We start from the raw sequence: 23,770 nt of genomic DNA, 5'->3' as shown, positions 1-23,770 counted from the left end.
ACCAACTAGATCGGACCGAAAATCGATGATCATCGGGATACCCCGCGAGTCTCTGCCTGGTGAGACGCGCGTCGCTGCCACCCCACAGACCGTCGGCCAACTCATCAAACTCGGCTACACGGTCGTAGTCGAATCCGGCGCGGGTGCCGCCTCCAGTTTCGCCGACGGCGCGTACGTCGAGGCCGGCGCCGACATCGGCACGTCCGATCAGACCTGGGCCTCCGATGTCGTACTGAAAGTCAATGCGCCCGACGACGCCGAGATCGGCAGCCTGCGCGACGGCGCGACGCTCGTCGGGCTCATCTCACCCGCGCTCAAGCCCGAGCTGGTCGAGAAGTTGTCGACGCGCCCCATCACGGTGCTGGCCATGGACGCGGTGCCGCGTATCTCGCGGGCCCAGTCCCTTGACGTGCTGTCTTCGATGGCCAACATCGCGGGTTACCGCGCGGTGGTCGAGGCAGCCCACACGTTCGGCCGGTTCTTCACCGGCCAGGTGACCGCCGCCGGCAAGGTTCCCCCGGCCAAGGTGCTCGTCGTCGGAGCCGGCGTGGCCGGCCTGGCCGCGATCGGCGCCGCGGGCAGCCTCGGTGCGATCGTGAAGGCCACCGACCCGCGGCCCGAGGTTGCCGATCAGGTCGCTTCGCTGGGCGGGGAGTATGTGTCCGTCGACCCGGCGTCAGCCGAGGTGTCGGCCACCGGCTACGCCAAGGAAATGGGCGAGGACTACAAGGCCCGTGAGGCGCAGCTGTACGCCGAGCTCGCCAAGGATGTCGACATCATCATCACCACCGCGCTGATCCCCGGTAGGCCCGCGCCCCGCATCATCACCGCCGAGATGGTCGCGTCGATGAAGCCGGGCAGCGTGATCGTGGACATGGCCGCGGCCAACGGCGGCAATGTGGAGGGCACGGTCAAGGATCAGGCGATCGTCACCGACAACGGCGTGACGATCATCGGCTACACCGACCTCGCCGGCCGCCTGCCCGCCCAGGCCTCGCAGCTGTACGGCACCAACCTGGTGAATCTGCTCAAGCTGCTGACGCCGGAAAAGGACGGGCAGCTCACCCTCGACTTTGACGACGTGGTGCAACGGTCGGTGACCGTCGTACGCGACGGGCAGACCACCTGGCCGCCACCACCGGTCCAGGTCTCGGCCGCCCCGGCCGCACAGCCGGCTGCCGCCGCCCCGGCCGTCAAAGAAGAAAAGCGGCCGATGTCCACCGGGCGCCGCCTCGGCATCACCTTCGCCGTCGCGGCCGTCATCTTCGCGCTCATCGCGATCTCGCCTGCGGCGCTGCAGGTGCACCTGACCGTGTTCGCGCTCGCGATCGTGATCGGCTACTACGTCATCGGCAATGTGCACCACGCCCTGCACACCCCGCTGATGTCGGTCACCAACGCGATCTCGGGAATCATCGTCGTCGGCGCGCTGCTGCAGATCGGCCACGGCGATATCGCAATCACCTCACTGGCCTTCGTGGCGATCCTGCTGGCCTCCATCAACGTCTTCGGCGGCTTCGCGGTGACGCGGCGCATGCTCGCCATGTTCTCGAGGAGCTAGACCATGTTCACGCTGGAAAACGTCGCCACGGCCGCCTACGTCATCGCGGCCCTGCTGTTCATTCTCGCGCTGGCCGGGCTGTCCAAGCACGAAACATCCAGGGCCGGCAACACGTTCGGCATCGCCGGCATGGCGGTCGCGCTGATCGCGACCATCGCTCTTGCGCTGGAACGCAAGATCGAACCGCTGGGCCTGGCCCTGCTGATCGGCGCCATGATCGTCGGCGCCGCGATCGGCCTGTGGCGCGCCAAGGTCGTCGAGATGACCGGCATGCCCGAGCTCATCGCGCTGCTGCACAGCTTCGTCGGCCTGGCCGCGGTGCTGGTCGGCTGGAACGGCTACCTGCACGTCGAGGGTGATCCCGGCGGCGCCGAGGCCGCTCACCTGGCCGGCGAGGGCATGATCGGCATCCACTCGGCCGAGGTGTTCGTCGGCGTCTTCATCGGCGCCGTGACGTTCACCGGCTCGATCGTGGCCAACCTCAAGCTCTCGGCGCGCATCAAGTCCGCACCGCTCATGCTGCCCGGCAAGAACATCCTCAACATCGGCGCGCTGGTGGCCTTCTTCGTGCTCACCGTGTGGTTCGTGATCGACCCGCAGCTGTGGCTGCTCGTGGTCGTCACGGTGCTCGCGCTGCTGCTGGGCTGGCACCTTGTCGCCTCGATCGGCGGCGGCGACATGCCCGTGGTGGTGTCGATGCTCAACAGCTACTCGGGCTGGGCCGCGGCGGCCTCGGGCTTCCTGCTCGGCAACGACCTGCTGATCATCACCGGCGCCCTCGTCGGCTCCTCGGGTGCCTACCTGTCTTACATCATGTGCAAGGCCATGAACCGCTCGTTCATCTCCGTCATCGCCGGTGGGTTCGGCATCGAGGCCGGCCCGGCTGACGACAAGGACTACGGCGAGCACCGCGAGATCACCGCGGAGGCCGCGGCCGAGATGCTCAGCTCGGCCAGCTCGGTGATCATCACGCCGGGCTACGGCATGGCGGTCGCGCAGGCCCAGTACGGCGTCGCCGAGCTGACCCGCAAGCTGCGCGATCGCGGCGTCAACGTGCGCTTCGGCATCCACCCCGTCGCGGGCCGCCTGCCCGGCCACATGAACGTGCTGCTGGCCGAGGCCAAGGTGCCATACGACATCGTGCTCGAAATGGACGAGATCAACGACGACTTCGCCGACACCGACGTCGTCCTCGTCATCGGCGCCAACGACACCGTCAACCCGGCTGCCGCCGAGGACCCGGGCAGCCCGATCGCCGGCATGCCGGTGCTCACCGTCTGGAACGCCCACAACGTCATCGTGTTCAAACGGTCCATGGCTTCGGGCTACGCCGGCGTGCAGAACCCGCTGTTCTTCCGCGAGAACACCCAGATGCTCTTCGGTGACGCCAAGGACCGGGTCGACGCGATCAACAACGCGCTGTCCGCGGTGCACGCGTAAGACCTCCGCGGGCACCGGGCAGTAATCACTCCGCACGCACTGTGACGAGCGTGCAAGCAACAGCGGTGATTTCGCGAAATTTCCGCAAAAGGCTGCACGCTCGGCACAGTGCCGCGAACTGAACAACTGGCTGGCGGTGGTGTCCTCTCCTATGGAGAGAAACTAGGATGTCCAACTATGCCGGTGGACCGCCTACTGCCCTCAGACGAAGCGCATGAGCTCATCGCGCTGACCCGCGACATCGCCGACAAGGTGCTCGACCCGATCGTCGACCAGCACGAGAAGGCCGAGACCTATCCCGAGGGCGTGTTCGCACAGCTCGGCGCCGCCGGGCTGCTGAGCCTGCCGCAGCCCGAGCAGTGGGGCGGCGGGGGGCAGCCCTATGAGGTCTACCTGCAGGTCCTCGAAGAGATCGCCGCTCGGTGGGCGGCCGTCGCGGTCGCGGTGAGCGTGCACAGCCTGTCGTCACACCCGCTGCTGGCTTTCGGGACCGAGGAGCAGAAGGCGCGCTGGCTGCCCGGCATGTTGTCCGGTGAGCAGATCGGGGCCTACAGCCTGTCCGAACCGCAAGCCGGCTCCGACGCCGCGGCGCTGCGGTGTGCCGCCAAAAGGACCGATGACGGCTATGTGCTCAACGGGTCGAAATCCTGGATCACCCACGGCGGCCGAGCTGATTTCTACACCCTGTTCGCGCGGACCGGTGAAGGGTCTCGCGGAATCTCCTGCTTCCTGGTGCCGGGGAACCTCGACGGCCTGAGCTTCGGTAAACCCGAAGAGAAGATGGGCCTGCACGCCGTACCGACCACGTCCGCGTTCTACGACAACGCCGTGATCGACACCGACCGGTTGATCGGCGCCGAAGGCCAAGGCTTGTCAATCGCGTTCTCCGCGTTGGATTCCGGCCGTCTCGGCATCGCGGCGGTCGCAGTCGGCATCGCGCAGGCCGCGCTCGACGAAGCCGTCCGCTACGCCAACGAACGAACGACGTTCGGCCGCAAGATCATCGACCATCAAGGCCTGGGCTTCCTGTTGGCCGACATGGCCGCCGCGGTGGTGAGCGCACGCGCCACCTACCTGGACGCCGCGCGCAGACGGGATCGGGACCTGCCGTACTCGACACAGGCCAGTGTGGCCAAGCTCGTGGCGACCGACGCGGCGATGAAGGTCACCACCGACGCGGTGCAGGTACTCGGCGGAGTCGGCTACACCCGCGATTTCCGCGTCGAGCGTTACATGCGCGAAGCCAAGATCACCCAGATCTTCGAGGGCACCAACCAGATTCAGCGGCTGGTCATCTCGCGCGGTCTGGGTTCCTGACTCACATGGCGAGCACCCCATTGAGCCAGCGCGTGAACGGCGTCGTTGAGCTCTGCACCGTCTGCCGTGAGTGAGTACTCGACCCTGGGCGGAACTTCGCCGTAATCGCGTCGACTGACGACGCCGGCCGCCTCGAGTTCGCGCAACTGTTCGGCGAGCACCTTCTCGCTGATTCCCACCACGCGGCGTCGCAGTTCCCCGAACCGCAGCGGCTCGGCGTGCAACTCCCAGATGATTGTCGGTTTCCACCGACCGCCGATCACCCGAAGTGCGGGTCCGAGACCACAATTGACGGTGTCCGGACGGGCCATCAGCGGCACTTACCTAAATGTGCGTTCTTCCGCGGGCGACGTTCAGTTCGTAGGTTTCGAATCATGAATCAACTCACTGCGGTAACGGTGCTCGGACTTGGGGAGATGGGCTCGGCACTGGCACATGCGTTGCTCCACCACCACTTTACGGTCACCGTGTGGAACCGGTCGGCAGCGAAAGGTGACTCACTGCGTGCGGCCGGTGCGGTTCTTGCGGAGAGCCCCGCGGCGGCCATTGCCGCCAGCCCGGTCACGATCCTGTGCGTGTCCGACTACCGCGCCTCCATGGAGATCCTCGGATCCGCGGGTGTCGGTGCGGTTGTGCACGGGCGCAATCTGATTCAGCTCAGTACCGGAACGCCCCGAGATGCCGTCGAGGCCCAGACGTGGGCGGTGTCCAAGGGCGCTTCGTATCTGGACGGTGGAATTCTGGCCTGGCCACGGCAGATGGGCACACCGCAGGCAGCCCTCCTGATCTCCGGGCCAAAGACCGCGGTCGACGCGGCACGACCCGTGCTGAACGCGCTCGCAGGCAACTTCAGCCACGTCGGCGAGCCGATCGGAAGCGCCTCGGCCCTGTTCGCCGCAACCCTCTCCTACCTCGCGGGCCGCTGGATCGGATTCAGTCACGGCGCCGTTATCTGCGAAACCGAGGGTCTGGACGTTGTCCAATTCGGCGCGATGCTCGGTGACCTCGCACCCATCCTCGCCGAGGATGATCGCCACATGGGCGTGGTGGTCGGGCACGGCCGGTTCGGTGCTCCGGAAAGCACCTTGCGCACGGCGGGCGGTGACATCGCCAAACTCGTCGCGCATGCCCGTCAGGCCGGTATCAGCTCCGAATTTCCCTCGTTCGCGTCCGGTTTGTTCCAGCAGGCGATCGACGCCGGCCACGGAGACGAGGAGCATGTCGCACTCATCAAGGTGCTCCGGCAGCCCTCGTCACCAGGAAGTAGCCGGACCGCAATTTCCTGACCAGTCAATATCGCGCGCGCGGCCCCATAATGGCAGGTGTTATGAATTCACCCGCCCATGTGAGACGACGCCGCTGGCGTCGCGTGCCGCGCCGGCGGGTGCGGACTGCGTGGCGGGCCGCGGGCAGCCTGGCCGCCGTGGTCGCCCTGGTCGTCACCGGGACGGGGTGGATCACCTACCGCGGCGCGCTGGACGGCATCACGACCTCCAATGCGCTCGACGGTGACCCCGGCTCGACCGGGGACACCGAGAACATCCTGATCATGGGGATCGACAGCAGGCTCGATCAGTACGGAAACCCGCTGCCGCAGGACATCTATGACGCGATGCACGCCGGCGACGAGACGGCCGGCGACTACACGGCCGATGTGCTGATCGTCGTTCACGTGCCCGGTGACGGCAGCCCGGCGACCGCGTTCTCCATCCCCCGCGACGACTACGTCGACCTGGCCGGCTGCCCGAATGACATCTGCGAAGGCAAGGTCAAGCAGGCGTACGGCTACGCCTACGACGCCGCGATGGACACTTCGGAATCGTCCGAATCATCGGAGACGACCGAAGACGCGCCTCAGCCGAGCGAGCAGGAGGCCCGAGAGGCCGGGCGGAAGGCGCAAATCGCCACGGTGCGAAACCTTCTCCAGATCCCGATAGACCACTTCGTCGAAATCACCCTCGGCGCGTTCTTCGAGATCGCCAAGGCCGTCGCGCCGATCACCGTATGCCTGAACGAGGACACCTCGGATCCCTACTCTGGCGCGGACTTTCACAAGGGCGAGCAGCAGCTCGACGCCTCCCAGGCCATGGCGTTCGTGCGGCAGCGCCGCGATGTGAACGACGCGAGCTTCACCGACCTGGACCGCACGCGCCGACAGCAGGCCTTCATCGCCGCACTGGTGTCGGCGCTCAGCAAGAGCGGCGCGCTGAGCAGCCCGTCCACTCTGCGCGACCTATTGGACGTCACGAAGCAGAACGTGGCTCTTGACGCCGACTTCGACCTGGCCAGCTTCGCCCGGCGGGCCTCTGATCTGACCGAGGAACCGCCCACGCTCTACACCCTGCCGATCGTGGAGTTCACCCAGAACGAGTACGGCGAGGACATCAACATCATCGACGTCCCGACCGTGCGCAAGATCGTGCACGACCTGGTGGTCGAATCGGATCCCGCCGCGTCATCCGCGTCGTCCACCCCGAACACTCCTGCTCTCGACGGCCAGGGCGCGATCCTCGACGTCGTCAACGCCTCCACCTACATCGGTCTGGCAGCACAGCTCGAAACCACGTTCGGCGCAAGAGGTTTCACGCAGGGCCAGATCGGCGACGCCGAAGCGTTGGCTGCCACCACCACGATCGCCTACGGGCCAGGCGCCGAGGCCGCGGCCCAGGCACTGGCCACCGAGCTCGGGGTGAGCGCTGCTCCGTCGCAGGAGGTTCTGGCCGACACCGTGCAGTTGACGATCGGCACCGATTTTCCCGGCGACGACTATCTCACCGCCGGCCTTGCCGACGAATCCAGCGCCACAACGAGTACGACGGAATCCAGCACCACCTCCAGCACGCCGGTCACGACCGTGGCCGCCACGGCTACCGGCACCTACACCCCGGCACCCACCGATCTCAGTCAGATGACCGTGTCCGGGGTGCCGTGCGTCAAGTGACGGCTACAGCGTGACCGTCACCTGTGTGCCGTAGCCGACCTCTGAACTGATGGTCATGGTGCCGTCCATCGCCTCGATACGGACCTGCAGCGAGGCCAGCCCGATGTGTCCGTCCGCGACGGCTTGGGGGACCGTGCTCGGATCGAATCCGGCGCCGTCGTCGGTGACGGTGAGTACGGTTCGGTCGCCGGTCCGGCGCAGCCCGACCGAAACCGTTCTGGCGCGAGCATGTTTGTTCACGTTGGCCAACAATTCGCGCGCCGCGCGGTAAAGGAGAGCCTGGGCGTCCGGATGCCCGACGTCGTCGAGGTCGGCGTGCACGGTGAGGTCGCTGCGGTTCTCGTACTGGCGTAACAACTCCCGCACGGCCGGGGTGAGGCCGAGCTGGGCCAGCACCTGAGGGTGCAGCGCGGTGACGGTGGACCGCAGCCCGATCGCGGTCTCCTGCAGGGCCGCGTGCACCATGTCCAGCGCCGGATCCGGGTTCCGCTCGCGTATCTCGTCGAGTTCGAGCCGTGCCGCCAGCAGGGTCTGCAACGGCCCGTCGTGCAGGTGCTCGGCGAGTTCGGCGTTGCGCAGATCGTCTGCTCGGGTCGACTCGGAAACCAGTCGTCGGCGCACATCGAGCAGCGCCCGCACGCGTGCCGAACGGCGAGCCAGCACCAACGACAACGCGGTGGTGGCAACGGCTAGCCACACGAGGAAGCCGACGTGCATGTACACCACATCCGGCAGGCCGACGTGGTCGTCGCGCTTCGAGTAGAAGATCCACACCGCCAGATAGCCTGCCGCAGTGGTCGTTCCCAAGATCGCGGTCAGTATCGGGCGGTCTTGAAACGCAACCGAGATCGGCAGCAGGAAGAACACGGGCAGCAACGCGGCGGTGGCTCCACCCGACACCGCGCACAGCGCGACCAGGACCAGTACATCGACCGCGGTGGACGCCCACTCGGCCCACGGCGGCATCGGTCCGCGTATCACCGCGATGAGCCATAGCACCGCGGCTGCCGCATAGAGTCCGAGGATCACCGCATAGAGGCCTGGGAGCCAGTGGTCGACGTCCCATACCGACACCAGCACCATGATCAAGCCGATCAGCGGCAACCGCAGCACCGCAGAGACTCGGACCGGTTGCGAGGCAAAGAATTCGACGCCGGACGCCATGTCAGTCCAGAAGTCGGCGGCGCATGGCCTCGGCGACCGCCGCACCGCGGTCACTGACACCGAGCTTCTCGTACAACCGCTGCACGTGGGTCTTCACCGTCGAGGGAGCCAGGTAGAGCTCCTTGGCCATCGCCGGAATGCTGCGGCCTTTCGCGATCAGGTCGAGCACTTCGCGTTCCCTCGGGCTGAGCACCGGAGCGTCGGGTTCATTGCGGCGACGGATCTCACCGGCCAGGCCTGCGGCCAGATTCGGGTCGATGACGTCGCGGCCCTTCGCGCACGAGAGCACCGCGTTGACGAGCTCACTACGCGTGGACTCCTTCGACAGGAATCCCGCCGCCCCTTGCTGCAGTGCGGTGTAGACGATCGCCGACTCGTCATGGGCCGACACCAAGAGCACCCGGGTCGGCAACTCGTCGCGGGTGACGGCGGCTGCCACTTGCGCGCCGTCCAATTGCGGCATTCGGTAATCGAGCAGTGCCACCTGCGGCCGATGGTTCTTGATGAGTTCCAGTGCGTCGGCGCCGTTGTCGGCTTCGGCCACCACCTCGATCTCGCCGCTTGACGTCAGAGCGCGCACCACGCCCTCACGGAACATCGGGTGGTCATCGCCTACCACCACCCGCACCTTCTCGGCCATGCGGCACAGCATCGCACAGCAACGCGCGCGGGTTCCCCTGATTGGGGGACAAGAGATTCACCCGGCTCGGCCGCCGTTCGCCCGACAGACCGGGCGCCCGCGCCACGGCACAGTGAGTACATCGCCGGGAACACCGGCATCTACACCGGAACACCAACACACACAGGAGAATTCAAATGAGCACCAATCGTTTGGCCCGCATCGTCGCCGCGCCAGCCATCGCCGCAGGCGCGATCGGGATCGCCGCACTCGGCCTGGCCGCAACCGCTTCGGCCAGCAGCAGCTACACCCCTCCCGAGCCGCGACCGGGAATCGTCGCCGTTCCCAATACGTACGCAACGCCCGCCCCGTCGGCCTACCCGGGGCACTGGTGGCACCGCCACCATCCGTCGCTGCTCAATCCGGCGACCGCCGCCGACCTCGTCGCCCCGTACGGCCACTGACCGGCGAGGACACAAACTCCCCCGACACGCCGAGTGAAAGGGGGAGTTTATGCCTGCGCGGCGGGAAAAGTCACCACCATGCACCTTGACGAGCTGAGCTGGTTCGTCGCTCTCGCCGAGACCGAACACGTCACCGACGCCGCGACCGAACTCGGGATCAGCCAGCCGACGTTGTCGCGAGCACTGGCACGCATCGAAGAACAGGTGGGTGCGCCGCTGTTCGACCGCGTCAACCGGCGCCTGCGGCTCAACGCCTACGGCGAGATCCTGCTGGAGCACGCCCGCCGTTCGATCGCCGAAATGCGTTCGGCCACTGAGCGGATCGCCGCATTGCGCGATCCGGACAGCGGCACCGTGCGGCTTGCGTTTCTGCACTCGCAAGCCAGTTGGTTCGTCCCCGATCTACTGCGCAGGTTCCGGGCCGAGGCTCCCCGGGTCCAGTTCGGGCTGGCTCAGGGTGCCGCGCACGAGATCCTCGAGCGACTGGCCGGCGGCCAGGCCGATCTGGCCATCACCTCACCGCGCCCGGAGGGCTACCGCTGGCGCGGGCTGTACATGGAACGGCTGTGCCTGGCGGTACCACGCGGCCATCGCTTGGCATCGCGGTCACGCGTCAAACTGGCCGACGCCGGTACCGAACCGTTCGTCGCGCTGGCGCCCGGTTTCGGGCTGCGCCAGCTCACCGACGAACTGTGTGCGGAGGCCAACATCGATCCCTACGTGGTGTTCGAAGCCATGGAGATCCCCACCATGGAGGGTCTCGTCGCAGCGGGTTTCGGGGTGGCCGTCGTGCCGGTGCCCCGCCCCGAGCGCGCCGAGCCAGGGGCGGTCTACCTGCCACTTTCCCAGGCCTCCGCCAAACGCCAACTGGGCCTGGCCTGGTCTGCCGACCGGTCACTGCCGCCGGCGGCCGAACGGTTCGCGAACTTTATCATACGTGCGACGCATGACGTTGAATAAGTCTATGCATTGGACACATTGACAGCGACTACCTAGCCTCGTTTCAGTGACTGCCACACTGACCACTGTTGTCTGGCAAGGGCATCCGCGCGGCTCCAGCGACTACCGCCGCCTGCTCGCCGCACTGTTCTGCGCCGGAGTGGCCACGTTCGCACAGCTGTATTCGCCCCAGGCCGTGCTGCCGCTGATCGCGCACGATCTCGGAACGGGCGCCGCCGACACCGCCCTGGCCGTATCCACCGCCACAATCGGCCTCGCCGTTGGCGTCATCCCATGGGCCGCCCTTGCCGACCGCATCGGACGCGTACAGGTGATGACGATATCCGTCGCTGCGGCAACGATTCTCGGTCTTCTCGTACCGTTCTCGCCGAGTTACCAGCTGCTGTTGTGCGGCCGGTTCCTGGAGGGCCTGGTGCTCGCCGGGGTACCCGCGGTCGCGGTTGCCTACCTCACCGAGGAGATCAACGCCGGACATGCCGCCCGGGCGGCGGGCACCTACGTCGCAGGCACGACCATCGGCGGGCTGGCGGGCCGACTGGTCACCGGCCCGGTGGCGGAGTACGCCGGCTGGCGGGTCGGGGTATTGATCGTCGCGGTTCTGTGCGGGCTTGCCGCGTTGGCGTTCGTCAAGCTCGCACCGCAGGCCCAAGGGTTCACGCCGAGCCGCAGCCAGCGCGACCTCGGCAGGCGATTGCTGGTCAACCTGCGCTCCCCTCGTCAACTGGTGCTGTTCAGCCAGGCGTTCCTGCTGATGGGCGGCTTCGTCGCGATCTACAACTTCCTCGGCTTTCGGCTCATGGCCGCGCCTTTCCACTTACCGCAGACCGTGGTGAGCCTGGTGTTCCTGGCCTATCTGGCCGGCACGTGGGCTTCCGCCCGGGCCGGCGCGGAGGCGACCCGGTTCGGGCGCAGGACTGTCATGATGGCCTCGATCGTGACCATGATTGCCGGGGTCGCCATCACGCTGAGTAACAACATCGTCGCGGTACTGGTCGGATTGGTGGTCGCGACCGCCGGGTTCTTCGGCGCCCACGCCATCGCCTCCGGCTGGGTAGGCGTCGAGGCAGGCAACAGCAAGGCGCAAGCTTCCTCGCTCTACAACCTCTTCTACTACGGCGGCTCCAGTGCCGTTGGTTGGTTCGGCGGCCTCGCGTTCGATGCAGCAGGCTGGTCCGCGGTGGCGGGCACCGTCATGGGGCTGGCCGCGCTGGCCGGGATATTGGCGCTCACCCTGCGCCGCTGACCGCGTTTTACGCGTGTCATATCGTGACGGGCATGGACTTCGCGATGTCGGCCAAGGCGGCTGATTACCACAAGCGGCTCACCGATTTCATGACCGAGTACGTTTTCCCGGCAGAGGCGTCCTACCACGCCTATCGCGAGGAAAAAGGCCCCAAGGACCACACGGTTCCCCCCATCGTCGAGGAGCTCAAGGTCAAGGCCCGCGAGCAGGGCCTGTGGAACCTGTTCCTGCCCTCGGAGTCGGGCCTGACAAACCTGGAGTACTCGCCGCTGGCCGAGATCTCGGGGTGGAGCATGGAGATCGCACCCGAGGTGCTCAACTGCGCAGCACCCGACACGGGCAACATGGAGACGCTGCATCTGTTCGCGACCGAGGCGCAACGCAAGCAGTGGCTCGAGCCGCTCCTTGCCGGTGAGATCCGCAGCGCGTTCGCGATGACCGAGCCTGCCGTCGCGTCGTCGGACGCCCGCAACATCGAGACAACGATGCTGCGCGACGGCGCCGACTACGTGATCAACGGCCGCAAGTGGTGGATCACCGGTGCCGCCGATCCGCGCTGCAAGATCCTGATCGTGATGGGCCGCACCAATCCCGACGCCGCCTCACACCAGCAGCAGTCGATGATCCTGGTGCCGGTCGATACCCCGGGCGTCGATATTCAGCGCTCACTGCCGGTGTTCGGCTGGCAGGACCAGCACGGCCACTGCGAGATCGTGTTCGACAACGTCCGGGTTCCCGCCGAGAACCTGCTGCACGAAGAGGGCAGCGGTTTCGCGATCGCGCAGGCTCGGCTCGGCCCGGGCCGCATCCACCACTGCATGCGGGCGCTGGGTGCGGCCGAACGCGCGCTGGCGTTGATGGTCGACCGCGTGCAGAAGCGCGTGGCATTCGGTAAGCCGCTTGCCGAGCAGGGCGTCGTGCGCGAATCGATTGCGAAGTCCCGCAACGAGATCGACCAGGCCCGGCTGCTGTGCGAGAAGGCCGCCTGGACCATCGACCAGGAAGGCAACAAAGCAGCCCACGTCCTGGTGAGCCAGATCAAGTCGGTGGCCCCGCAGATCGCCTGCAACGTCATCGACCGCGCCATCCAGGTGCACGGTGCGGCGGGCGTCAGCGACGACACCCCGTTGGCCCGGCTCTACAGCTGGCACCGCGCCATGCGCTTGTTCGACGGGCCCGACGAGGTGCACATGCGCACGATCGCCCGCGCGGAGTTGGGCCGCGAGAAATCACCTCTTGCCGCGGCGGTAACGGGATAGTGACCGAAAGCAACGGGGCCTCAGTGCAGTTGGCCGGCGCGTGGAATTTCCGCGACGTCGCGGCCGAGACCGGGATCCGGCCCGGCGTGCTCTACCGCTCCAGTGAGCTGAGCCGGCTCTCCGATGACGGCCGCGCGGTGTTCCGCCGGCTCGGCATCACCGACGTCGCCGATCTGCGCTCGCACCAGGAGGTGAACCGCCGCGGCCCGGGCCAGGTGCCCGACGGCGTGGCGGTGCACCTGCTGCCGTTTCACCCCGACGACGACTCCAACCAGGACGCACCGCACGAGAGCACCTTCCAGCGGGTCATGTCGCAATCCCCTGGCGACGAAGACGTCACCGAGGCGGCCCGGCGCTACATGACCGAGGTGTACGAGGAGTTCCCGACCCTGCCGGGCGCACACAACGCCGTCCGCCAGGTCATCACTCTGCTGGCCGCGGGAAAGCCGGTGATCGCGCACTGCTTCGCAGGCAAGGACCGCACGGGCTTCACGGTCGCGACCGTGCTGGCGACCGTCGGCATCGATCGCGACCGCGTCATCGCCGATTTCCTCCGCAGCAACGACGCGATCCCCGCGCTGCGCACCCGAATCATGGATTCGGTTCGCGCGCGTTCCGACGATGCGCCCGAGGTGGTCACGTTCGCCGAGGCACGCTTGACCGACGAGGTGCTCGGTGTGCGGGAGGACTACCTCACGGCGGCCTGGAGCAAGCTCGACGACGCCTACGGCTCGGTGACTGGATTCGTGGAGGCGGCCGGAGTGTCCGCCGACCAGGTCGTGGCGCTGCGGAAGACGCTTCTCGGCTGACCGAGCGGCGGGCCGGCATGGTGTCGCTGTGCCCGCCTATGCGCGACAAAATCGCTGTAATCGTCACTCCCGACCCATCAACAGCGCCAGCCTCAAAAGTCCCCGTCGCAAGCGGCCCATCGGTCGCTCCATGCTCACGACATAGCAACTTTCACACGCCCGCCTGGCAGCGACGATGTCGCTGATAATCGGGCGCGGCGAAATTCGTTGCAGGTGGGGCCGGCGATGCCGGAGTTGTCGATGTGGTTGCACAGCGGCGCGTGCGTGCTCCCAGAGTGGTCAATGTGTCCAACGAGGCGACTTCCGCGACTTTGTCGCGCATAGGCGGGCGCGACGGCAACGCGCCGGGGCGCCGCCAAAACGATGCCCGGTCACGCATCTTCGAGCGCCTCACCCACCTCTTGCGCGATGCGACTGTGTTCGTTCTGCATGAGTACGTGCCCGGCCCCGAGCACCAGCGCGACGGGCCATTCGATGATCTCCGTCGCAGCGAGCAAACCCAATGCGCCGTAGTAGGCGAGCTGTTCGGGGCGTGGAACTCGGACTTTGCCCACCACGGGCAGCGTCACCGCGAAGCCCCGAGCGTCACGCACCCGCTGCACCGCAGCGCGGTGCCCGGTTGCATTCTGTGAGTCTTCGGCCATTCGTTGCCTTTCCGTCATGTCGTCTTCGACTTTTCGACGTTTGACCTTCGCACCGTGTGAAGCGTGAGTGCGGATCCATTGACCGACGTCGTGACGCGCGCATTGGCCATCCCGTTGCGGGAGCTGTATGCGGTGTTGTGGCGTTGCGGCGTCGTCGAAATCGACGACTGAAATCTTGAGACCAACCGCGGCGCCACGGCGGCCGCCGCGGTGGCCACGCCTGCTGCCGCGAGCGCGTTCGTCCACCCGACCGGACCGAGCGGTGTGCAGCCGAGCAATTGGCTGACACCCGGTGTGCTGATCAACGCACCCAACAAAACCAACGAGCCCGCCGCGGTGGTGATCACCAACGGGCTGTGGGAGTCGATCAGCGTCTGGGCGAGCTGGGTGGAGACCAGCGCGACGAGCGCCACGGTCGACGCGCGACGCGGCGCAAGCGTGAATCCGGCCATCAGCCAGGCGCCCGTCGCCGCACCCGCCGTCGTCGCACCGCGAATCGCGACCGTCCGCCACAACGCGGCCTGGTCGGGACCGTGCCCCCCACCGTCGACTGAGCGGGTGGCCGGGCTCACCGCAAGTGCCGCGGCAGGCAGCGCGTCCGTCATCATGTTGACCAGCAGGAGCTGGCGGGTGTTCAACGGCGACCGCCCGGTCAGAGCGCTGCCGATGATCGAGAACACCACCTCGCCGGCATTACCGCCGAGCAACACCGACACCGCGGCCTGGACCCGCCGCCACAGGTGGCGGCCCTCGTCGAGCGCATCGATCAGCGCGCCGATCCGGCCGTCGAGCAGCAGGACATCGGCCGAACTGCGCGCCGGATCGCTGCCGCGCGAGGCGACGCCAATGCCGACGGTGGCCGCTCTGATGGCCGCGGCGTCGTTGGCGCCGTCGCCGACCATCGCGCACACCTGTCCCGTGCGTTCCAGGGTTTGGACGATCTGCACTTTGTGCTCCGGCGACATCCGGGCGAACACGCGCTTCTCGGCGACCGCACGCTCTTGGCTGCGCCGCGGCATCGCGACCCATTCCTCGCCGCTCATGACCTGGTCGGCGGTGACGGGCATGCCCAGCTCCGCGGCGATCGCTTTGGCGGTCACCGGGTGGTCACCCGTGATGAGTCGGATGCCGATGCGCTGACGCTGCAACGACTTCAGCAATGCGGCCGACTCGGCGCGTGGCGTATCGGACAACCCCAACAGTCCCACGAGTTCCAGTTCCGCACCGCACATTTCGGCGAACTCGTCGGCATCGGCCCGTGCGCGCTCGGCTTGCGTGGGTGTCAGTACGCGCCGGGCGACCGCGATCACCCGCAGCCCACTGCGCGCCATCTTGTCGACCTTGCCGGAAACGTCGTCGGCGCCGCACGCGGCGAGCACGACCTCGGGCGCGCCCTTGATCGACAGCACCTCACCGATCACCGACGCAGAGAATTTGCGGCCCGATCGGAACGGCAGGTACCCGGTATCACCGTTGATCGTGCCGAAGTCGAAGTTGCCCGCCTCCGCCACCGCGGCGTCCGTCGCATGCTCATGGTGGTCGCCGTTCTTAGGCGGGGTGGCGCGGGCAGCGCAGTCGAGCACCTGCTCACGCGACAGCTTGCCCGCCGGCTGCACCTCTGACACGCGCAGGCGGTTCTCGCTGAGAGTGCCGGTCTTGTCGAAGCACACGACGTCGACGCGGCCGAGCGCCTCTACCGATCGGGGACTTCGTACGAGCGCGCCTGCGCCGGTCAGCCGTCGGGCCGACGCTTGCTGCGCCAGGGTGGCCACGAGCGGCAGGCCCTCGGGAACGGCAGCGACGGCGACGGCCACGCCGCTGGCCACCGCGCTGCGCAACGGCAGCTTCCGCAGCAAGCCCAGGCCGCTCACCAGGCCGCCGCCCGCCAGGCTGTACGGCAGTGCACGGTTGGTCAGCTCCCGTAGCTGAGTTTGGAGTCCGACCGCCTGTCCTTCGCGGCGACCGATGTCGGCCGCACGACGGGCCTGGGTCTGCGCGCCGACCTCGGTCACCACGGCTACCGCGGTGCCAGTCACGAGCGTCGTGCCGGCGTGAATCATGCAGTGCCGCTCGGCAAGAACGGCACCGGGTGTGGCGGCGACCTGTTTGGCCACCGGCAGTGACTCGCCGGTGAGCGCCGCCTCGTCGGCTTCGACGTCGACCGCGTCGATGATCCGCGCGTCGGCGGGTACCACTTCACCGGGCCGCACTTCGATCACGTCACCGGGCCGTAGCTGCGCTGCCGGGACGTTCTGATACTCCTCGCCGACCACCCGGCGGGCCGGCGGATCCTGGACCGCCAGTAGCCGCCGCAGCAGCCGCTCGGCCCGAACCTGCTGGGTGGCAGCGAGTACGGCGTTTCCGGTCAGCACCGACCCGACCAGAACCGCGTCGACCGGCGAGCCCAGCAATGCGCTCGCGGCAGAGCCGACCGCCAGCACCGGGGTCAACGGATCCGAGAGTTCACCGCGCAGCGCGGTGGCGAGTTCGGCGGCCTGCTGCCGGACGGAACTCCCGATTCGCCACACAACGGACGCACCCTTCGGTGAATCAGACTGGGGTTCAACCGGTTCCGACACTTCGAGATGCCGCCGGACCTGGTCGGGCGTCATGGCGTGCCAGTCCTCGACCGGGGCAGGCGCAGGAGCCGGATCCAGCAGAACCCCGCGGGCAAGCAGGAACCCGGTCGCCAGACCGGCAGCGGCGCCGGCCGTGACCGGACCGGGACCCATGCCGCGAACACCCGGAATCATCAAGAGCGCGCCGAGCAACGAGCCGCTTGTGGCGAGTTCCACGCCACGTTCACTGGCCCGGCGCGCCGCGGGCATCGCGTGCAGGATCCGCCACACCGCTTCCAGATCGCCCGCGAGAAGATCGGCGTGCCACGGTATTCCGCCGTGCGGGCTGAGCAGCCCGACCGCGAGATCGGCGGCGCGGAGCGCACGCGCTGAATCCACCGACAGCACTGCCACCGTTCGGTCGTTGCGCTGCAGTGCGTCGACGGCCGCGGCGAGCGCGGCATCGATACCGCCGTCCGCCGGGTACAGATCGTCGAACGACGAACGCAGATCGCCGAGCTGGTCGAGATCCAGCGAGACGGCAAGCGCACCGGCTCGGCGGATCTCTCCGAGCAGGCCCTGGGCGAGGGGATGATGCGCATGACGCACGAGCACTTTGCCGCGAGCCCGGCCGTTACGCGCCGCCCCGCCCAGATCCGCGGTGTGCCAGCCGGCAGAAAGCACGCCCTCGTCGAGCTTGTCCTGCGCCCACTGCCAGACCGCTGCGCGGTCCCGCTCCGCGACGTCACGGAATTGACCGACACGCAGTTCATCCGTCACGAGCACCCGCGGATCGACGACCACGGCATCGATGCGGTCGAGCATCCGCAATGCGCGCGGCCGCATCGGCACGACGTCGAAGCGCTCGGCCAGTCCGCGGCCCAGCGAACTGGCGAACGCCTCCCGTGCGTTGCGGCCGGCTTTCGGCGCGGTGACGACGGCTGCGGTGGCCGCGGAGTTGGGATCGCGAGCGAGCACGCCGGCCGACGCGGCGGCGAGAGCTTGTGCCCGCGCGAACTTCTCGGCGTGCCGTTCCACCGCACCTGTCGGCAGCGGATGCGGGCGGGACGGTGCCGGGGTCGAATCGGCACACTCCGCTTCGGCGGCCAAAACCGGTTCGTGAATCTGCCAGGCATTCGACGCCGCGACGGCTTCGGCGACTTGCGAGAGGTGGCGGACGAACTCGACGGCGACCGCGGCCGGAGCCTGCGTCAGGGCATAGACGGTGGCGGCGGCGACGGCCAGCGTCGCGTCGGCCGCTTGCGGCCCCAGCCGTGATTCGAGCAGCGACCGCACCCGCGGCTGATAGTCGACAAGCGTCACGGCAGCGGTCAGACCGGCAGGCAGCCGCGGCAGCATCAGTATCCGGGCGAAAGTCGCCGCACAGACACCGGCACCGTTCGCCGCGGCGGCGATTGCCTTTCCGGCCAACGCGATGCCGTCGCCGGGAAGTTCGGTGGCCGAAGCCGCATGCCTGTCCGCGCCGTCCGTTTCGGCGGCCGCGATGACCTCACTGAGTTGTCGCACATCCGGCGCTTCGGAGGAGTCGTCGAATTCGACCACGATGCGCGACAGCGGGTAGTTGACTTTCGCCGAGCGGATCCCTGGTTGTGCGGCGACCGCGCGGGTTACCGCAGTACCGATCTCGCCATCCCGGTCCGATTGCAGCCCACGAACTTCGATCCAGCAGCGCTCGTCGCCACGCCAGTAGCGGCGCCCGGGGGTGCCGCCGATGAGCTCGGTCGCAGCCGTGAGCGCTGACTGGAACGTCTCAGGTGAGGTGAGCCGGGTAGCCAATCCCACGGAACCGGACGCGACGCGCATGCCGGTTCCGACTGTCAGCACGACGGGTGTCGCGGCCACCGTCGTTGCCACGGTGGCCGCCCGCTGGACTACCCGTCCTATGCCGGCGATCACTTAGCGGTGCGCCGGGGGGCTGCCCGGCGGGCCGATGCCTTCGAAGCCTTGGCAGGCGACGAACGCTTGGACGGCGATCGCGACGACGTCGACCTCGATGTCGACCTCGATGTGGACCTAGACGTTGATCCGGTCGACGACGCTGACGACGCACGCGGCGTACTCGACTCGTCGGTGCGCCCGTCACGCGCACGCTCGTTGAGTTGGTGCACCAGAAGCGCCGTACCGCCCACCGTGAGCAACACCGGCCATTCGATGAGGCCCGCGGTGCCGACCGCGGCCATCGTGACGGCCGCTGCCGCCGTCGAGCGACTGCCTCGGCTCAACCCGTCGCGGATTCCCGCTCCGGTACCTTTGATCCCACCTACGACGCCGTTGATGGCCGCGCCGCCGACTGCTCCCGCTGCGGCGGTGGCGACGTCCGCGGTCCGGCCGACGGTTTGAACGACACCTGAGACGATGTTCATGATCGGACTCCTCACGTTCATCCTGTGGTCGATACCCGTTAACGCCGCGTTCTACACGTACGTAAACGAGATTCTCAGATGTCGTAAGGATCCGTTGTGGCGCAACGTTATTCGATCATTTGGCGTGACTTGCCGCGCACGTAACGCGCACCTCGTCGGCCACTTTCATCGCGCCCATCATCATCGAGTACTGCTTGACGCCGTAGTCGGTGTGCGCGACGACCGTCGCACCGGATATTCGCCATGAATCCCCGGCATCCTCGACCCGGACGTCCACGGTCTGTTCGCCGACGCGGCCGTTGAGCTCGAGGGTGCCGATCAGGCGGATGACGTCGGTATCGCGTTCGATAGTCGTCGACTGGAAACGAGCCTGCGGGAACCGGCCGGCCCGCAGCGACTTCGTCGCGTTGGCACGCACCAGTTTCTTCTCGGCACCGGACAACGGCGTCACTCCACCTTCGCCGCGGATGACGTCCAGCGATTCGAGGTCGACCGTCACCGTGATCTCGGCGGGATCATCACCCATCCACTGCACCGTCGCCCGCCACGACGTCAACGCGATCGTGAGCCGATGTCCCATGCGTGCCGCGGTCCCGGTGACGCCGGTGTGCAGCAACAACTCGCCGTCCGACGCGTTCAGCGTCCACTGCCCGTTGGCGGTCAATTTGTCGCGAACACCCCCGCAACCCAGGCCATCGTCGCCAACAACGCTCCGACCAGCTCGACCCCGACCGACAGCGCAACGCCCTTGAGTGCGTGCACGGTCGATGCCCATGCGCGCCGATAGTCGCGGCGCGCGGCCAACTCGGCAAGGTAAACGCCGGCCACGAAACCGATCACCAATCCGATCACCGGAATCACGAAGAAGCCGACGATGCCGAGTACGGCGCCCGCGACGAGACTGAGTGTTCGGACTTCGGCTGCGCGCATACGGCGCACGGGCCACAGATATTTGATGACCTCCGCGGCGACGAACAGCACGGTCGCCACGCCGAGCGTGATCCACGACGCGGTGTTGTGCTCGACGACGGCCCACACCGCGATCGCGGCGAAGACGAGGAGCCCGCCGGGCAGGATGGGCACCACGATGCCGATCAAGCCGATCGCGATCGCCAGTGCGACGAGAACGATCCCGAGCGTGCTCACGGCTTGGCTCCGCGGACCGACTGGATGAACCCATGGGTCTTGGTTCGCACGCCGACGAGGCCGAGATCCTCGAACACATCCCCGAGCTCGTCCTCGGCGAACAGGCGTGCGCCGCCCCTCGACAGGAACCGCAACGCCGCGCCATGGCCGGCCGTGGGCACCATGACGGCCATGCGCCGGCCGGGTCGCAGCACACGCACCATTTCCGACAGCGCCGCGACTGGGTCGGGTATCAGCTGCAGCACCGCGAGTGAGACCACGGCGTCGAAGCTCTCGTCACGAAACGGCAGCCGCTGGGCGTCGGCCCGCAGGAAGCCGACCTGGCGTCCCGCCTCAGCCTCGACGGCCCGCGCCAACATCGGCTCGGAGATGTCCACGCCGAGCGCCACGCCGTCCAGACCGGCCGCCTTTGCCAACGCCGCGGTGATGTTGCCGGGCCCGCTGCCGACATCGAGCGCGGTGCCGCCGCTGGGGATGTTCAGCCAGTCGATGGGCGGGCGCGATGCCGCGACCAGCCGGCGGTTCAGTAGCTGAGCCTGGTCGTAAAGCATCGAACCGAGGGGTGATGCCCAGGCTTTCTGGATGAAGCCCGTGTTCTTCGGGGCGTCACTGCCCGCGCCGAGAAGGTCGAGATAACCGCGGCTGAGGTCGGGTTCGGACGGCGGATCGATCAGCAGATCGAGCGCCTTACGCAAGGCTTGGCTCGAAGCGGTGTCCATGGTTCTACGCTACGCACCGAGCTGGTCGGCGAGGTCGACAAAATCCGTCGCGACCACATCGAACTCACCCGGCTCGACCGCAGGCGTCGGATGAGCGGGTCCGAATTCGAGTGGCCGCGCCACATAGGCGGTGCCGAGGCCCGACGCGCGTGCCGCACGGAGATCGGTTGGGTGCGCCGCGACCAACGTCAGTTCGTGCGGGGCGACGTCGAGCAGCTCGGCACAACCCAGATATGCCTCGGGATCGGGCTTGTAGTGCCGGAACAATTCCGCCGAGATCACGCAATCCCAGGGCAGCCCAGCATGTTTGGCCATGTTGGTCAGCAGCGACACGTTGCCGTTGGACAGCGTGGTGATGACGAAGCGAGCTTTGAGCCGGGCCAGCCCCGCCACCGAGTCCGGCCATGGGTTGAGCCGGTGCCACGCCCGGTTGAGGTGGTCGATCTCGTCGTCGGCAACTCGGATGCCTGCACCGTCGAGCAGGTCGACCAGGATCGCGCGGTGCAGATCGTCGATCCTGGTCCACGGCAGCTCACCACGGCGCACCCGGTCCATCGCCGGGGCGTAGCCGGCGCGCCAGTTTTCGGCGAACGCGGGCCAATCCCGTTGCAGCCCTTGAATTTTACCGAAAGCTTCGAGTTCGGCGATGATCGATGACCGCCAGTCGACAACGGTCCCGAACACGTCGAACGCGAGCGCTTTCACCATCAGGGCACGAGCACCAACTTGCCACGCACCTGCCCGCCGGCCAGGGCGTCGAGCGCGGCCACCCCGTCGGACAGTGGGTAACGCACCGGGGGCGGGGGCCGCAGGCCGTCGGCCACCAACTTGCCGAGCTGGGCTCCGACCGCGGCCTGTGCGCCCGGTGTGCGGTTGACGAACTCGCCCCAGCCGACGCCGACCACGCTGACGTTGCGCAGCAACAGCCGGTTCACCTTGACCGTCGGAATACCTCCGGCGGCGAACCCGATGACCAGCAACCGGCCTTCGGTGGCCAAGACTCGAATCGCGTCGTCGAACGCCTCGCCGCCGATCGGGTCGACCACCATGTCCACACCGCGGCCGTCGGTGGCGTCGAGCACCGCCTGGCGCCAGCCGTCGGTCAGCGGGAGCACCACGTCGGCACCGAGCTCCGATACGAATTCCTCGGCACCCGGTCGGTGCACCATCGCGATCACGCGCGCCCCCAGCGCCTTGGCGAGCTGGATCGAGGCCGTGCCGATGCCGCCTGCCGAGCCGAGCACAAGCACGGTTTCACCGGGCTGCAGCGCGCCGCGGCGAGCCAGCGCGAACTGCATCGTGTAGTAGTTGCCGAGCAGTGCGGCCGCGGCCCCGTCGTCGAGGCCGTCGGGCGTGGGGATCACACTGGCGGGGTTGACCGCGACCTGCTCGGCGTAGCCGCCGAGCATCGTGAACGCCGACACCCGCTGACCCGGCGCGAAGCCGGACCCCTCGGGCGCCGACCGCACCGTCCCGGCTACTTCCATGCCCGGGATGAACGGCGGCTCGAGCCGAAGCTGATACTCACCGCGCAACAACAGCAGGTCGGGGAAGCAGACACCGGCGGCGCCGACGTCCACGATCACTGCGTCGCGCGACTCGGGATCGGGAACGTCGGCGTACGCCAACCCGGACGTGCCGGTAAGCGCCTGCGCTACAAGCGCTTTCATCCCAGCTTGAAGCTTGCCTGCTGAGCCGCGGACAGGTCGGTGATCTCGCCCCACTTCCCGGCGACATCTTCGACCGACGGCACGCCGTCGGAGAAGGTGACGCCCTCGTTCTGGAACAGTGCCGTGCGCTGAACCTTGCCGCCGCCGACGATGAAGACCGAATCGGTGTCCTGCAGTTCCTCGGTCATCAGGTACGCGACGACCGGCGCGACGTACTCGGGCGTGAGCTTCTCGAACACCTCGGGCGGCAGGATGTCCTGCGTCATGCGCGTGGCCGCGATCGGCGCGACCGCGTTGGTCTTGATGTTGTACTTGGCGCCTTCCTGGGCCAGCGTGTTGATCAGGCCGACCAGGCCGAGCTTGGCTGCGCCGTAGTTGGCCTGACCGAAGTTGCCGAACAGACCGCTGGTCGAGGTGGCGACGACGACGCGGCCGAAGCTCTGCTCCCGGAAGTGCGGCCAGGCCGCGCGGATGACGTTGTAGCCGCCGTACAGATGCACCTTGAGCACGGCGTCCCAATTCTCGAACGTCATCTTGTGGAAGGTGCCGTCGCGCAGGATGCCCGCGTTGCTCACGACGCCGTCGACCTTGCCGAACTCGTCGATCGCGGTCTTGATGATGTTCTCGGCGCCCTCGGGCTCGGCCACGCTGTCGTAGTTGGCGACCGCCCGGCCGCCGGCCTCCTTGATCTCGTCGACCACCTGGTCGGCCATGTTGTGCCCGGCACCGGTGCCGTCGCGGGCGCCGCCGAGATCGTTGACGACGACGCTCGCGCCCTCACGGGCCAACGTCAGCGCGTATTCGCGTCCGAGACCACCACCGGCTCCGGTGACGACGACGACGCGGTCCTGCACTCCTGGCATGGGATTCCT

22 protein-coding genes are annotated in these 23,770 nt (G+C 67.6%); 11 read left to right on the top strand and 11 right to left on the bottom strand.

The window, feature by feature from the left end; all coding sequences use genetic code 11:
* The first annotated feature begins 25 nt into the window (after nt 1–25).
* The 3 genes from ACRCUN_RS09100 to ACRCUN_RS09090 all read left to right on the top strand — a co-directional run bounded on the left by ACRCUN_RS09100 (nt 26) and on the right by ACRCUN_RS09090 (nt 4,318).
* Complete coding sequence (locus ACRCUN_RS09100) at nt 26–1,561, top strand: Re/Si-specific NAD(P)(+) transhydrogenase subunit alpha (protein ID WP_462141292.1); 1,536 nt, start codon at nt 26–28, stop codon at nt 1,559–1,561.
* Between the two features lie 3 nt (nt 1,562–1,564).
* A complete protein-coding gene (pntB, locus tag ACRCUN_RS09095) occupies nt 1,565–3,001 on the top strand; it encodes a Re/Si-specific NAD(P)(+) transhydrogenase subunit beta (RefSeq protein ID WP_462141291.1) in 1,437 nt (478 codons plus the stop codon).
* 177 nt (nt 3,002–3,178) lie between these two features.
* Nucleotides 3,179–4,318: an acyl-CoA dehydrogenase family protein gene (locus tag ACRCUN_RS09090; RefSeq protein ID WP_462141290.1), complete on the top strand. Its 1,140-nt coding sequence runs from the start codon at nt 3,179–3,181 to the stop codon at nt 4,316–4,318.
* Here the strand turns inward: ACRCUN_RS09090 and ACRCUN_RS09085 are convergent.
* Nucleotides 4,282–4,629 carry a winged helix-turn-helix transcriptional regulator gene (locus ACRCUN_RS09085; protein WP_462141289.1) on the bottom strand — a complete coding sequence of 116 codons (348 nt, stop codon included), beginning with the start codon at nt 4,627–4,629 and terminating at the stop codon, nt 4,282–4,284. The genes ACRCUN_RS09090 and ACRCUN_RS09085 overlap by 37 nt on opposite strands.
* 63 nt (nt 4,630–4,692) lie before the next feature.
* Between ACRCUN_RS09085 and ACRCUN_RS09080 the strand changes: the two genes are divergently transcribed.
* A complete protein-coding gene (locus ACRCUN_RS09080; protein ID WP_462141288.1) occupies nt 4,693–5,604 on the top strand; it encodes an NAD(P)-dependent oxidoreductase in 912 nt (303 codons plus the stop codon).
* 41 nt (nt 5,605–5,645) lie between these two features.
* Nucleotides 5,646–7,259, top strand: a complete 1,614-nt coding sequence (locus ACRCUN_RS09075; RefSeq protein WP_462141287.1) for an LCP family protein — start codon at nt 5,646–5,648, stop codon at nt 7,257–7,259.
* Between the two features lie 3 nt (nt 7,260–7,262).
* On the opposite strand, the gene ACRCUN_RS09070 is transcribed toward ACRCUN_RS09075, so the two are convergent.
* Both ACRCUN_RS09070 and ACRCUN_RS09065 read right to left on the bottom strand, forming a co-directional pair.
* Nucleotides 7,263–8,423 carry a sensor histidine kinase gene (locus ACRCUN_RS09070; RefSeq protein ID WP_462141286.1) on the bottom strand — a complete coding sequence of 387 codons (1,161 nt, stop codon included), beginning with the start codon at nt 8,421–8,423 and terminating at the stop codon, nt 7,263–7,265.
* Nucleotide 8,424: 1 nt separating this feature from the next.
* The gene (locus tag ACRCUN_RS09065; RefSeq protein WP_462141285.1) at nt 8,425–9,075 is read right to left on the bottom strand and encodes a response regulator; all 651 of its coding nucleotides are present in this window, start codon (nt 9,073–9,075) and stop codon (nt 8,425–8,427) included.
* Between the two features lie 164 nt (nt 9,076–9,239).
* Here ACRCUN_RS09065 and ACRCUN_RS09060 point away from each other — a divergent pair, with 164 nt between their 5' ends.
* The 5 genes from ACRCUN_RS09060 to ACRCUN_RS09040 all read left to right on the top strand — a co-directional run bounded on the left by ACRCUN_RS09060 (nt 9,240) and on the right by ACRCUN_RS09040 (nt 13,777).
* Nucleotides 9,240–9,506 carry a hypothetical protein gene (locus ACRCUN_RS09060; protein ID WP_462141284.1) on the top strand — a complete coding sequence of 89 codons (267 nt, stop codon included), beginning with the start codon at nt 9,240–9,242 and terminating at the stop codon, nt 9,504–9,506.
* A 78-nt stretch (nt 9,507–9,584) separates the two neighbouring features.
* Nucleotides 9,585–10,466 (top strand): LysR family transcriptional regulator, encoded by an 882-nt coding sequence (locus ACRCUN_RS09055; RefSeq protein ID WP_462141283.1) that lies wholly within the window; start codon nt 9,585–9,587, stop codon nt 10,464–10,466.
* A gap of 58 nt (nt 10,467–10,524) precedes the next feature.
* Nucleotides 10,525–11,709 carry an MFS transporter gene (locus tag ACRCUN_RS09050; protein ID WP_462141357.1) on the top strand — a complete coding sequence of 395 codons (1,185 nt, stop codon included), beginning with the start codon at nt 10,525–10,527 and terminating at the stop codon, nt 11,707–11,709.
* A gap of 44 nt (nt 11,710–11,753) precedes the next feature.
* Nucleotides 11,754–12,968, top strand: a complete 1,215-nt coding sequence (locus ACRCUN_RS09045; protein ID WP_462141356.1) for an acyl-CoA dehydrogenase family protein — start codon at nt 11,754–11,756, stop codon at nt 12,966–12,968.
* Nucleotides 12,968–13,777 (top strand): tyrosine-protein phosphatase, encoded by an 810-nt coding sequence (locus tag ACRCUN_RS09040; RefSeq protein WP_462141282.1) that lies wholly within the window; start codon nt 12,968–12,970, stop codon nt 13,775–13,777. The genes ACRCUN_RS09045 and ACRCUN_RS09040 overlap by 1 nt, the downstream gene beginning before the upstream one ends.
* 371 nt (nt 13,778–14,148) lie before the next feature.
* On the opposite strand, the gene ACRCUN_RS09035 is transcribed toward ACRCUN_RS09040, so the two are convergent.
* Nucleotides 14,149–14,421 carry a hypothetical protein gene (locus ACRCUN_RS09035; protein WP_462141281.1) on the bottom strand — a complete coding sequence of 91 codons (273 nt, stop codon included), beginning with the start codon at nt 14,419–14,421 and terminating at the stop codon, nt 14,149–14,151.
* A gap of 14 nt (nt 14,422–14,435) precedes the next feature.
* Nucleotides 14,436–18,803: an HAD-IC family P-type ATPase gene (locus ACRCUN_RS09030; RefSeq protein WP_462141355.1), complete on the bottom strand. Its 4,368-nt coding sequence runs from the start codon at nt 18,801–18,803 to the stop codon at nt 14,436–14,438.
* A 99-nt stretch (nt 18,804–18,902) separates the two neighbouring features.
* Between ACRCUN_RS09030 and ACRCUN_RS09025 the strand changes: the two genes are divergently transcribed.
* A complete protein-coding gene (locus tag ACRCUN_RS09025; protein WP_462141280.1) occupies nt 18,903–19,340 on the top strand; it encodes a hypothetical protein in 438 nt (145 codons plus the stop codon).
* A 138-nt stretch (nt 19,341–19,478) separates the two neighbouring features.
* Here the strand turns inward: ACRCUN_RS09025 and ACRCUN_RS09020 are convergent, their stop codons facing one another.
* From ACRCUN_RS09020 to ACRCUN_RS08995, 6 genes are read right to left on the bottom strand one after another with little or no spacing between them, the layout of a single operon-like run.
* A complete protein-coding gene (locus tag ACRCUN_RS09020; protein WP_462141279.1) occupies nt 19,479–20,027 on the bottom strand; it encodes a YceI family protein in 549 nt (182 codons plus the stop codon).
* Nucleotides 20,024–20,509, bottom strand: coding sequence for a DUF456 domain-containing protein (locus tag ACRCUN_RS09015; protein ID WP_462141278.1), 486 nt, complete (start codon nt 20,507–20,509; stop codon nt 20,024–20,026). Before ACRCUN_RS09015 ends, ACRCUN_RS09020 begins: the two co-directional genes overlap by 4 nt.
* Nucleotides 20,506–21,228 (bottom strand): methyltransferase domain-containing protein, encoded by a 723-nt coding sequence (locus tag ACRCUN_RS09010; RefSeq protein WP_462141277.1) that lies wholly within the window; start codon nt 21,226–21,228, stop codon nt 20,506–20,508. The genes ACRCUN_RS09015 and ACRCUN_RS09010 overlap by 4 nt, the downstream gene beginning before the upstream one ends.
* Before the next feature lie 9 nt (nt 21,229–21,237).
* Nucleotides 21,238–21,936 (bottom strand): haloacid dehalogenase type II, encoded by a 699-nt coding sequence (locus ACRCUN_RS09005; RefSeq protein ID WP_462141276.1) that lies wholly within the window; start codon nt 21,934–21,936, stop codon nt 21,238–21,240.
* Complete coding sequence (locus ACRCUN_RS09000; RefSeq protein WP_462141275.1) at nt 21,936–22,898, bottom strand: NADPH:quinone oxidoreductase family protein; 963 nt, start codon at nt 22,896–22,898, stop codon at nt 21,936–21,938. The genes ACRCUN_RS09005 and ACRCUN_RS09000 overlap by 1 nt, the downstream gene beginning before the upstream one ends.
* Nucleotides 22,895–23,761 (bottom strand): SDR family oxidoreductase, encoded by an 867-nt coding sequence (locus tag ACRCUN_RS08995; protein ID WP_462141274.1) that lies wholly within the window; start codon nt 23,759–23,761, stop codon nt 22,895–22,897. Before ACRCUN_RS08995 ends, ACRCUN_RS09000 begins: the two co-directional genes overlap by 4 nt.
* Nucleotides 23,762–23,770: the final 9 nt, after the last annotated feature.

Source organism: Mycobacterium venezuelense (assembly GCF_054919535.1).
This window is presented reverse-complemented; position numbering and strand designations above follow the sequence as displayed.